The 12,614-nt window shown below is 40.5% G+C and carries 8 protein-coding genes and 1 riboswitch; all 8 genes read left to right on the top strand.

Annotated features, from left to right (window positions below; translation table 11 throughout):
• Positions 1 to 134 precede the first annotated feature (134 nt).
• The 8 genes from ACWODM_RS15565 (at position 135) to lpdA (ending at position 12,377) form a co-directional block, all read left to right on the top strand.
• Positions 135 to 1,049, top strand: coding sequence for an aldo/keto reductase (locus ACWODM_RS15565; protein ID WP_455322244.1), 915 nt, complete (start codon positions 135 to 137; stop codon positions 1,047 to 1,049).
• Between the two features lie 178 nt (positions 1,050 to 1,227).
• The gene (gene guaC / locus ACWODM_RS15570) at positions 1,228 to 2,211 is read left to right on the top strand and encodes a GMP reductase (RefSeq protein ID WP_455322245.1); all 984 of its coding nucleotides are present in this window, start codon (positions 1,228 to 1,230) and stop codon (positions 2,209 to 2,211) included.
• 100 nt (positions 2,212 to 2,311) lie between these two features.
• Complete coding sequence (gene wecB, locus ACWODM_RS15575; protein ID WP_455322246.1) at positions 2,312 to 3,412, top strand: non-hydrolyzing UDP-N-acetylglucosamine 2-epimerase; 1,101 nt, start codon at positions 2,312 to 2,314, stop codon at positions 3,410 to 3,412.
• 60 nt (positions 3,413 to 3,472) lie between these two features.
• A riboswitch (M-box (ykoK) riboswitch) is annotated at positions 3,473 to 3,646 on the top strand.
• A 528-nt stretch (positions 3,647 to 4,174) separates the two neighbouring features.
• Positions 4,175 to 6,763 (top strand): magnesium-translocating P-type ATPase, encoded by a 2,589-nt coding sequence (gene mgtA, locus ACWODM_RS15580; RefSeq protein WP_455322247.1) that lies wholly within the window; start codon positions 4,175 to 4,177, stop codon positions 6,761 to 6,763.
• A gap of 471 nt (positions 6,764 to 7,234) precedes the next feature.
• Positions 7,235 to 8,341: a pyruvate dehydrogenase (acetyl-transferring) E1 component subunit alpha gene (pdhA, locus tag ACWODM_RS15585; RefSeq protein ID WP_455322248.1), complete on the top strand. Its 1,107-nt coding sequence runs from the start codon at positions 7,235 to 7,237 to the stop codon at positions 8,339 to 8,341.
• Positions 8,342 to 8,343: 2 nt separating this feature from the next.
• Positions 8,344 to 9,321 carry an alpha-ketoacid dehydrogenase subunit beta gene (locus ACWODM_RS15590; RefSeq protein ID WP_455322249.1) on the top strand — a complete coding sequence of 326 codons (978 nt, stop codon included), beginning with the start codon at positions 8,344 to 8,346 and terminating at the stop codon, positions 9,319 to 9,321.
• Positions 9,322 to 9,346: 25 nt separating this feature from the next.
• A complete protein-coding gene (locus ACWODM_RS15595; RefSeq protein ID WP_455322250.1) occupies positions 9,347 to 10,963 on the top strand; it encodes a dihydrolipoyllysine-residue acetyltransferase in 1,617 nt (538 codons plus the stop codon).
• Positions 10,964 to 10,970: 7 nt separating this feature from the next.
• A complete protein-coding gene (lpdA, locus tag ACWODM_RS15600) occupies positions 10,971 to 12,377 on the top strand; it encodes a dihydrolipoyl dehydrogenase (protein WP_455322251.1) in 1,407 nt (468 codons plus the stop codon).
• The last annotated feature ends 237 nt before the right edge of the window (positions 12,378 to 12,614 follow it).

Genomic DNA, 12,614 nt, shown 5'->3' on the forward strand with positions numbered 1-12,614 from the left:
CTCTCAATCCATTAAGTATATTTTCTCAAATAATTGAGTAAATACCAAATAAGAATAACAAAAGGTTCTTAAGGTTCTCCTCTAAAATCGAAAGATTAAAACCTTAAATATAATATACAAGGAGGAATGTTGGAATGAAAAAAGTCCAATTTGGGACAACAGGTCTAGAAGTGTCCAGTGTGATTCTTGGCTGTATGCGGATAGACAAAGCTGAAAAACCTGTCAAAGTGATAGAAACGGCTGTCGAAAACGGGATCGATTTTTTTGATCATGCAGATATCTATAGCCGGGGAGCATGCGAAGAAATTTTTGCTGATTCATTAGCAAAAACTTCCATCAAAAGAGAAGATCTGTTCTTACAATCAAAATGCGGGATCGTTCCTGGAGAAATGTTTGATTTTTCGAAAGAACATATTATCGCTTCAACAGAAGGTATTTTGAAGCGTTTGAACACAGATTATTTAGATGCTTTGTTGTTGCATCGTCCAGATACTTTGGTGGAGCCTGAGGAAGTTGCCGAAGCATTTGAACTGCTGGAAACGCAAGGGAAAGTCAAATATTTTGGTGTCAGCAATCAAAAGCCTGGTCAAATCGATCTGTTGAAGAAATATGTTAAACAGCCTTTAGTGGCCAATCAATTACAATTTGGTATCATGCATACCGGAATGATCGATCAGGGAATCCATGTCAATATGACAGATGCTGGCTCTGTGGATCATGACGGTGAGATCTTGGAATATTCTCGTCTGCACGATATGACGATCCAAGCATGGTCACCTTATCAGTACGGTTTCTTCGAGGGTGTTTTCATCGGTAGTGAAAAATTCCCTGAATTGAATCAAGTACTAGAAGAATTAGCTGAAAAATATCAGACAACACCGACCGGCATCGCTTCTGCCTGGATCTTGCGACACCCAGCCAATATGCAGGTGATTGCTGGTACGATGAATCTGCAGCGGATCGAAGAGATCGCTCAAGCAGCAGAAGTCCAAATGACACGCAAAGATTGGTATCGCATCTACATGGCAGCTGGTAATATTCTACCTTAATAAATGACGGGGATCGTTCGTTAAACACGAACGATCTTTTCTTTCTTTTAAGAAAAGCAGAGAATTTAGTTGCATTCCGTTAGGTATTCAGCTAAATTATTGAAGGCATTAAAAATAAAACACGTATATAAGTATTTAATGTTTTCAGAATAAAACAAGTTTGAGAGGGAGTTTTTCCATGTTTGATGTAGTTTTTGATTACGAAGATATTCAATTGATTCCTAATAAGTGTATTGTGGAGAGTCGTTCGGAGTGTGACACAACAGTCACTTTAGGCAAGCATCAGTTTAAAATGCCCGTAGTACCGGCGAACATGCAAACGATCATTGATGAAAATATTGCAGAATTTTTAGCAGAGAATGGTTATTTTTATATTATGCATCGTTTTGATGAAGAAGCGAGAGTACCGTTTATCCAACGCATGAAAGAAAGAAATCTGGTTTCTTCTATTAGTGTTGGTGTCAAAGAGCACGAGTATCCATTTGTAGAGAAATTGGCAGAACAAGACCTTGTGCCGGACTACATCACGATCGATATCGCGCACGGACATTCTAATTCTGTCATTCGTATGATCCAACACATCAAAAAACATTTACCTGAAACCTTTGTTATCGCTGGAAATGTAGGAACGCCTGAAGCGGTTCGTGAACTGGAAAATGCGGGAGCTGATGCGACAAAAGTTGGGATTGGACCTGGTAAAGTCTGCATCACAAAAATCAAAACTGGCTTTGGTACTGGTGGCTGGCAGCTGGCTGCATTAAGATTATGCGGAAAAGCAGCGAGAAAACCAATCATTGCTGATGGAGGTATCCGTACACATGGCGATATCGCCAAATCGGTTCGTTTTGGAGCAACTATGGTCATGATCGGCTCGCTTTTTGCTGGACATGAGGAATCTCCTGGTGAAACTAAAGTAGAAGACGGTGTCTTTTATAAAGAATACTTTGGTTCTGCCTCTGAATTCCAAAAAGGTGAAAAGAAAAACGTTGAAGGAAAGAAAATCTGGGTCACACATAAAGGTTCTCTCAAAGATACCCTAGCTGAAATGCAGCAAGATCTACAGTCTTCGATCTCTTATGCAGGTGGGAAAGACTTGGAAGCGATCCGTAAAGTCGATTATGTCATCGTTAAAAACTCTATTTTTAATGGAGATACGATTTAAGACTTAGGAAATAAAGAGAAAGCAAAATCACTTGGTGATTTTGCTTTTTTTGATAGCTTAGCAAGAGTGGGTTTGTTACAATGGCAGTGAGGTGGAAGAGATGACGATAAAAGTATTTTCAATATTTGGTACACGACCGGAGGCCATTAAAATGGCGCCTTTGATCAAAGCATTGGAAGAGGATGCTCGTTTCGATTCAAAAGTAATCGTTACTGCGCAGCATCGCGAAATGCTTGATCAAGTATTGACGATTTTTGATATTGTACCAGACTATGATTTGAATATTATGTCTAGTGGTCAAACACTAACAGATATTACCACAAAAGTTTTGTTGGACCTACAGCCTATTTTAATTGAGGAAAAACCAGATATCGTATTGGTTCATGGGGATACGACGACGACTTTTGCTGCTGCAACAGCGGCCTTTTACCAACAGGTCAGAGTAGGACATGTGGAAGCCGGATTAAGAACTTGGAACAAATATTCCCCATTTCCGGAAGAAGCGAATCGTCAGATGACTGATGCTTTGGCAGATTTGTATTTTGCGCCGACGGAACAAAGTAAGGCCAACTTGCTGAAAGAAAATCATCCAGAAGAACGAATCATTGTTACCGGAAATACAGCGATCGATGCTATGCGATATACTGTAAAAGAACGGGATCCTGCTAAAAATCACTCTCTGGATCAAAAGCTGATCGTAGTGACTATGCACCGGCGTGAAAATTTAGGTGAACCGATGCGTCAGGTGTTCTCTGCTTTAGCACGAATTGCAGAGGAATATACCGAGAGTTCGATCGTCTTTCCTATGCACAAAAATCCTAAAGTTCGAGAATTGGCTCAGGAAATATTAGGGGGACTTCCTAATATCCAACTGATCGAACCACTAGATGTAGTTGATTTCCATAATTTTCTTGCGGAGAGTTATTTGATTTTAACAGATTCTGGTGGCGTTCAAGAGGAAGCGCCGTCACTTGGCGTTCCGGTGCTAGTCTTGCGTGATACGACCGAGCGTCCGGAAGGTGTGACTGCCGGAACTCTGAAACTGATTGGAACAGCAGAAGAAACGGTATACAAGGAAACGAAAAAATTGCTGACAGACGAACAGGAACATCAAAAAATGGCTGAAGCGAAGAATCCATATGGCGATGGCACCGCAAGCTTCCAAATTTTAGAAGCAATCGCTCAATTTTTCGAAAAATAAAACAATCGAAATAGTTTTCGGTTGACCTAAAAAATAATTTGTACTATAGTGTTAAGTGAATTAAATAATTGTTAGGTGAGGCTCCTATATGGACACAGGCTACTGCCGCGAAAGGATCGAGAGACCCTTAGTTTGGTATAACAAGAGTGATCGTCGAAGGTCATTCATAATGTAGCTGACAAATAAAATTTGTCTACGCCCTATAGTGCTAAAGCTCAACGATGACTCATATGCCATCTATTTATGCGCGTACTCATTGTTGAGTACGCGCATTTTGCTGTGAATCACAGCGATTCACCGAACGAAGTGAGAGTGAGAGATGATGATGAACAGTACTAGGCGACCGGAGGGAGCGTAGTGTCCGTCGTCCCGAATCACTATGATTCACCGAACGAAGTGAGAGTGAGAGATGATGATGAACAGTACTAGGCGATCGGAGGGAGCGTAGTGTCCGTCGTCTCGAATCACTATGATTCACCGAACGAAGTGAGAGTGAGAGCTGATGATGAACAGTACTAGGCGATCGGAGGGAGCGTAGTGTCCGTCGTCCCGAATCACAGCGATTCGCTGGAAACGTAAGCACGCACTGTTGAATCATAACGAGCTCTCATTTTGTAGAATTCAAACATACTTGAGCAGCACCAGACAGAAAGGAAGGTTTATAGCATGGAAAATCCCAGTCCCGAACCCCAGATAAGCACATATATAAACCGTCTAGGAGCAGCCAAGATCTCCTAGCGGTCAACTAGGAGGAAAAACATTATGAAAAAAATAAATTTAAAAGAACAAGAATTGAAAAAATTAAGTGTACTCTCTGAACGGGAATTATTGATGGAGTTGAGAACGTCTCTAAAAGGACTTTCTTCAGAGGATGCAAAAGAACGTTTGGAAGAATTTGGTCCAAATCAAATCGATGCAGAAAAACCAACACCAGGCTGGCTTATTTTTCTCCATGCTTTCAGAGATCCGTTTGTTTTGGTTTTAGCGTTGTTAATGATAGTTTCTATGGCTACAAAAGATTTCGAAGCAGCCATTGTAATGGGTGTCATGATTTTAGCCAGTGCCCTCATCTCTTTTATTCAAGAGTATCGTTCGCAAAAAGCTAGCTTGGAATTAAAAGAGATGATCGAAAATACCTGTGCGGTTAAACGTGATGGGAACGAAGCAGAAATTCCAATGGATGAAGTGGTACCTGGAGATATCGTTACCTTGGCGACAGGGGATATGATCCCGGCAGACGCGGTTTTGATTTGGACCAATGACTTGTTTGTCAATCAATCCTCTTTGACTGGAGAATCTATGCCGATCGAAAAATTTGTAGCTGCTGGAATTGAAGGGAAAGAGAATATCTCTTCTATAGATATGAATAATCTAGTTTTTATGGGGACGGATGTTTTAAGTGGTCAAGGCACAGCGATTATTTTAAAAACAGGACAAAATACTTTTTTTGGAGATATTGCTAAAAATGCTACGAAGCAAAGAGGGAAAACAGCCTTTGATACAGGTTTGACAAAAATCAGTAAACTGCTTTTACAAATGGTATTGGTTCTTTTTCCGATTGTTTTTCTATTGAATGGCTTGACGAAAGGTGATTGGAGTGCAGCGTTTTTCTTCGCTATTGCTGTGGCTGTAGGATTGACTCCTGAAATGCTTCCAATGATCGTCACTAGCAATCTGGCAAAAGGTGCAATGTCCTTGTCAAAAGAGAAAGTGATCGTCAAAGAATTGCCTGCCATGCAAAATTTAGGCAGTATGGATATTCTTTGTACAGATAAGACCGGGACGATCACTGAAGATCGTGTAGTTCTTGTGGAACATTTGAATCCGCTAGGTGAAAGCAATCAGCAAGTACTGGATCTGGCTTTTTTGAATTCTTCTTATCAAACAGGGTGGAAGAATCTAATGGATAGAGCGGTCATTGGTTATTATGAAGAAAACGATCAGAACGTCCCTTTTGAGAAAATCGAAAAAGTGGATGAGATCCCCTTTGACTTTTCACGCCGACGTTTAACTGTCGTGGTTGAAGCAGACGACCATCAGTTGATGATCACTAAGGGTGCTGTAGAAGAAATGGCAGAGGTCTGTGCTTTCGTTGAGATCAACGGAGAGGTCCAACCTTTGACCGATGAGTTACGTCTGCGAATGGAAAAAATCAATCGTGAATTGAACGAGCAGGGAATGCGTGTGCTGACGGTAGCGATTAAAAAGGATGCTCACAATGAAGCGGTTTATGCAGCGTCAGACGAAAAAGAGATGACGTTGATTGGGTTTATGGGCTTTTTGGATCCTGCTAAGAAATCTGCCCAGACAGCGATCGAATCTTTGCATGGTCATGGAATCAATGTCAAAGTTTTGACTGGTGACAATGAAATCGTAGCAGCGAAAGTTTGCCGAGATGTTGGTATCGAAGTCGATCGGTCGATCCTAGGGACAGCAATCGATGAAATGTCTGACCAAGAATTGTCAGAGATTGCGACAACAACGAATTTGTTCGCGAAATTAAATCCTATGCAAAAATCCAGAATCATTCAAGTACTGCAAGGAGATGGGCACACGGTTGGTTTTATGGGGGACGGAATCAATGATGCACCGGCGTTAAGAGCAGCTGATGTTGGAATCTCGGTGGATACCGCGGCAGATATCACTAAAGATGCAAGCTCCATCATTTTATTAGAAAAAAGTCTCAATGTTTTAGACAAAGGGGTAGCTGAAGGTCGTAAAGTTTTTAGTAATATGATGAAATACATCAAAATCACGATCAGCTCAAACTTTGGCAATGTCTTTTCGATTTTGATTGCTAGTGCGTTTCTACCATTTTTACCAATGCTTTCTATTCAATTGCTCGTACAGAATTTAATCTATGACATGGCACAATTAACGATTCCTTGGGACAATGTGGATCAAGAGGAAATTGCCAAACCAGTGAAATGGCAAATCAAAGGATTGTTGAAGTTTACTTTGTGTATTGGACCAGTGAGTAGCCTTTTTGATATTTTAACCTTTTTAGTTATGTGGTATATTTTTCAGGCAAATACCGTGGATCAGCAAGCCCTGTTCCAAACAGGCTGGTTCGTTATTGGCCTGGTTACACAAACTTTGGTCGTGCATTTAGTGCGAACTAGAAACAAACCTTTCACACAAAGTATCGCTTCTCGTCCAGTTTTGATCTCCAGTGCATTAGCGATTCTAGGAGGAATCGTCATCGTTACTTCTCCGCTTAGAACACTCTTTGATTTTGTCTTCTTGCCAGTTGCGTATTGGATGTGGTTTATTGCAATCACAGCGTTGTATTTGATCGCTGTAGAAATCGCAAAGAGAATCTATATTCATTTGACTAAAGAGTGGATCTAAAAAAACAGGTCATAAAGCTACTATCAAAATAAAAGAGAAGAAACAGTGAAACTTTGTCAAATCAGAGTTTTACTGTTTCTTTTTTTGATCCTTCTGTAATAAAGTAAACGAGAGTCAGGCGCTGTTCGATCGAAATAAAATATAATTTCACATGAGGAATTTCTGATCGAAATTGAACAAACTGTTTCCTAAACATTGTAAACCTGTACTAATTCTGTTGAACAAAAAAAGAAAACGATTTATTTCCGCTAGTGGAATTCAATAAATGTGATTTATTTCACTAAAGAGTCTTATCATATAAAGGATTTAGATTGGATGAATTCCATTTTTTCCGAACTTTTTACTTGTCTTTCTCTTTTAAAAATGATAGCTTAATAATGTAAATGGTTGAAACAGTGATACAGAAATTAAGCGCTGTTACAATCAGCATAATTAGAATGAACCTAAACAAAGAGAGGAAAGTGTGACAAGATGGCAAAGAAAAAAACAATTGACTTTCAAGCACTGCTAGAAAATGTTGATGCTCAATTTCCAACTTATCAGGCGTTAGACCAAGATGGAAAAATTGTAAACGAAGCTTTAGTACCTGATTTAAGTGATGAGGAATTAGTTGAACTAATGTCTCGCATGGTTTGGTCTCGTGTACTAGATCAACGTTCAACTGCTTTGAACCGCCAAGGCCGTTTAGGATTCTTCGCGCCAACGGCTGGACAAGAAGCAAGTCAGTTAGCAAGTCATTTTGCTTTTGAAAAAGAAGACGTATTATTACCAGGTTACCGTGATGTACCACAATTGATCCAACATGGTTTACCTTTAACTCAAGCCTTCCTATGGTCTCGTGGACACGTTGCTGGGAACAACTACCCAGAAGATTTGAACGGTTTACCACCACAAATCATCATCGGGGCACAATATGTTCAAGCTGCTGGAGTAGCTTTAGGATTGAAAATGCGCGGTAAGAAAAACGTAGCTTTCACTTATACTGGTGATGGTGGTTCTTCACAAGGTGACTTCTATGAAGGAATCAACTTTGTAGGTGCGTATAAAGCAAACGCTGTGTTCTTTATTCAAAATAACGGATTTGCAATTTCAACACCTCGTGACAAACAATCAGCAGCAACAACTTTAGCTCAAAAAGCAGTAGCAGCAGGTATCCCAGGTATCCAAGTTGATGGTATGGATCCATTAGCAATGTACACTGTATCTAAAATGGCTCGTGATTGGTCAGTAGCTGGTAACGGCCCTGTATTGATCGAAGCATTGACTTATCGTTATGGTCCACATACATTATCTGGTGATGATCCAACTCGTTACCGTTCTAAAGAGATGGATGACGAATGGGTAGCAAAAGATCCATTGGTTCGTTTCCGTAAGTATTTAGAAGGAAAAGGTCTATGGACTGAAGCAAAAGAAGAAGAAGTAATCGAAGCAGCGAAAGAAGAAATCAAAGAAGCCATTGCTGAAGCAGACAAAGTGCCAAAACAAAAAGTTTCTGATTTCTTGAAGAACATGTTTGAAGATCAACCACAAAGTATTAAAGAACAAATTGAAATTTACGAAGCGAAGGAGTCGAAATAATCATGGCACAAAAAACAATGATTCAAGCAATCACTGATGCCCTAGCTTGTGAGTTAGCCAGCGATGAAAACGTAGTGATGTTTGGTGAAGACGTCGGTAAAAACGGTGGGGTATTCCGTGCGACTGAAGGCTTACAAGAAAAATTTGGTGAAGATCGTGTATTCGATACACCTCTAGCAGAATCAGGTATTGCTGGTCTAGCATTTGGTTTGGCATTGGAAGGTTTCCGTCCAGTTCCAGAACTACAATTCTTCGGTTTCGTATTTGAAGCGATGGATGAAGTTGTAGCACAAATGGCACGTACTCGTTACCGTATGGGTGGTACTAGAAACTTGCCAATCACAATCCGCTCACCATTTGGTGGTGGGGTTCATACACCAGAATTGCACTCAGATAACTTGGAAGGATTGATTGCTCAATCTCCTGGTATCCGTGTGGTTATTCCATCAAACCCTTATGATGCAAAAGGATTATTGATTTCTGCAATTAGAAGCAATGACCCAGTTGTTTACTTAGAGCACATGAAACTTTATCGTTCATTCCGTGAAGAAGTGCCAGAAGAATCTTATACTGTTCCTTTGGATAAAGCAGCTGTTACTCGTGAAGGTTCAGATATATCGATTATTACTTACGGTGCAATGGTTCGTGAAGCAATCAAAGCAGCTGATAATTTAGCAAAAGAAAATATCAGCGTAGAGATCATCGACTTGCGTACGGTAGCTCCGCTTGATATCGAAACAATCATTGCTTCTGTTGAAAAAACTGGTCGTGTGGTTGTCGTTCAAGAAGCTCAAAAACAAGCAGGTGTTGCTGCTCAAGTAGTATCTGAAATTTCTGAACGTTCGATCCTTTCTTTAGAAGCTCCAATCGGACGCGTATCTGCTCCAGATACAGTATTCCCATTCGGTCAAGCAGAAAATGCTTGGTTGCCTAATGCAGGGGATATTGAAGCAAAAGTAAAAGAAATCGCAAACTTCTAAGATCATAAGAGAGGAAGATATCAAAATGGCATTTCAATTTAAATTACCGGATATCGGTGAAGGAATTGCAGAAGGTGAAATCGTCAAATGGTTTGTAAAACCGGGCGATACAATTAACGAAGACGATACTTTGTTAGAAGTACAAAACGATAAATCAGTAGAAGAAATCCCATCACCAGTTACAGGTACAGTTAAATCTATCCTTGTAGACGAAGGCGTTGTAGCCAACGTTGGTGATGTATTAGTAGAAATCGATGCTCCAGGACATGAGGACGATGAAGCTCCTGCAGCACCAGCGCAACAACAAACATCTGCAGCGCCAGCAGCAGTACCGGAAGCTGGCGGAGAAGGTGTCTTCCAATTCAAATTACCAGATATTGGTGAAGGAATTGCAGAAGGTGAAATCGTTAAATGGTTTGTAAAAGCCGGCGATACAATCAACGAAGACGATACTTTGTTAGAAGTACAAAACGATAAATCAGTAGAAGAAATCCCATCACCAGTTACAGGTACAGTTAAATCTATCCTTGTAGACGAAGGTGTTGTAGCCAACGTTGGTGATGTATTGGTAGAAATCGATGCACCTGGTCACAACAGCGCTCCTGCCAGTGCACCAGCACCAACGGCAGCAGCAGACGCTCCGGCAGCTGCATCTGCACCAGCTGAAGCATCAGCTCCAACTGGTAAACCAAGTAAAAATGTTTTGGCTATGCCTTCTGTACGTCAATTTGCTCGTGAAAACGATGTAGATATTACTCAAGTTACACCATCTGGCAAAGGTGGACGTGTAACAAAAGAAGACATCCAAAGCTTTATCTCTGGTGATTCTAAAGCTCCAGCAGCGACTGAAACAACAGAAGCAGCTCCAGCAACAGAAGCGAAACCAGCTAAAGAAGAAAAAGCAGCTCCAGCTCAACCATACCAATCAAACTTGGGTGAAATGGAAACTCGCGAAAAATTAACACCAATGCGTAAAGCAATCTCTAAAGCGATGGTCAACAGCAAACACACTGCTCCTCACGTAACTTTACATGATGAAGTAGAAGTTTCTACACTTTGGGATCAACGTAAGAAATTCAAAGATGTTGCTGCAGCACAAAATACTAAATTGACTTTCTTGCCATATGTTGTTAAAGCTTTGACTGCAACTATGAAGAAATATCCAGTATTGAATGCATCTATTGATGATGCTTCTCAAGAAGTAGTTTACAAAAACTACTACAATATCGGTATTGCAACAGATACTGCGAACGGTCTATATGTACCAAACGTAAAAGATGCCGATCGTAAAGGTCTATTCGCAATCGCTGATGAAATCAACGGTAAAGCTGCTTTAGCTCATGAAGGTAAATTAGCTGCTGAAGATATGCGTAACGGAACAGTTACAATCAGTAACATTGGTTCAGTTGGTGGGGCTTGGTTCACACCAGTAATCAACTACCCTGAAGTTGCTATTTTAGGTGTAGGTACGATTGCTCAACAACCAGTTGTCAATGCAGAAGGCGAAATCGTAGTAGGTCGTATGATGAAATTATCATTAAGCTTTGACCACCGTATCGTTGATGGCGCAACTGCTCAACAAGCGATGAACAACATCAAACGTTTGTTAGCAGATCCAGAGTTACTATTAATGGAAGGATGATAAACAAATGGTAGTTGGAGATTTTGCCTTAGAATTAGACACAGTAGTAATCGGTTCGGGACCTGGCGGCTATGTAGCTGCCATCCGTGCCGCTCAATTAGGTCAAAAAGTAGCAATCATTGAAAGAGATAAAGTCGGCGGCGTATGTCTAAACGTTGGTTGTATCCCTTCTAAAGCCTTGATTGCTGCGGGACATCATTATCAAGAAGCACAACATTCTGAAATGTTTGGTGTGTCTGCTGAAAAAGTTGTCCTTGACTTTGCGAAAACTCAAGAGTGGAAAGACAATACTGTTGTTAAACAATTAACTTCTGGTATTGCGATGCTTTTGAAAAAAAATAAAGTAGAAATCATTGAAGGCGAAGCATTCTTCGTAGATGACCATACTTTACGCGTGATTCATCCTGATTCAGCACAAACTTATGAATTTAAAAATGCTATCGTAGCAACTGGTTCTCGTCCAATCGAAATTCCAGGCTTTAAATTCAAAGATCGTGTGATCGATTCAACTGGTGGTCTAGCATTGAAAGAAGTTCCTAAAAAATTAGTGATCATCGGTGGTGGAGTTATCGGTGCAGAACTAGGTGGCGCATATGCTAACTTGGGAGCTGAAGTAACAATTCTTGAAGGTTCACCACAAATTTTACCTACTTACGAAAAAGACATGGTAAAAGTGGTTGAAGCAGACTTCAAGAAAAAAGGCATGACGGTTATTACTAGTGCAATGGCTAAAGAAGCGGTTGACAATGGTGATAGCGTAACTGTTAAATATGCTGTTGACGGTAAAGAAGCAGAAGTAACTGCGGATTACGTAATGGTAACAGTTGGTCGTCGTCCAAACACTGATGACATGGGCTTAGAACAAGCAGGTGTAGAAATCGGTGAACGCGGATTGATCAATGTAGATGCCCAAGGTCGTACCAATGTTTCTAACATTTATGCAATCGGTGATATCGTACCTGGTGCTGCTCTAGCACATAAAGCAAGCTACGAAGCTAAAATTGCTGCAGAAGCAATTTCTGATAAAAAAGTAGCTGTTGACTACAAAGCAATGCCAGCAGTAGCCTTTACTGATCCTGAATTGGCATCAGTAGGAATGACAATTGCTGAAGCAAAAGAAGCTGGAATCGAAGCGAAAGCTTTCAAATTCCCATTTGCTGGTAATGGACGTGCCTTATCTTTAGGTAAAACAGAAGGATTTATCCGTCTGGTAGCAACTACTGATGGTCACGTAATTATTGGAGCTCAAATTGCTGGTATCGGCGCTTCAGACATGGTTTCTGAATTAGCATTAGCTATCGAATCAGGTATGAATGCTGAAGATATCGCTTTGACGATCCATCCTCACCCATCTCTAGGTGAAATCGTGATGGATGCTTCTGAATTAGCCCTAGGATTACCAATCCACGCTTAATTTTGAAGTTGTTTAGATAAAAATGATTGAATTTCAAAACGCCCCGCTAAATGATTAGTAGAATCATTTAGCGGGGAGTTTATTTATTAATGACTTTAGTCCGTTTCACACGCAAAGCGTGTGAAACAAAAAAACCGCGCGCTTATAGGCGTGGACGAAGTAGCTTTAGCGTTAAAAAACTCCTTTCGATATACTAATAAGTGGCTACCAACCGCTTATCAAATCGAAAGGAGTTTT

It is taken from the genome of Enterococcus olivae (assembly GCF_053760925.1).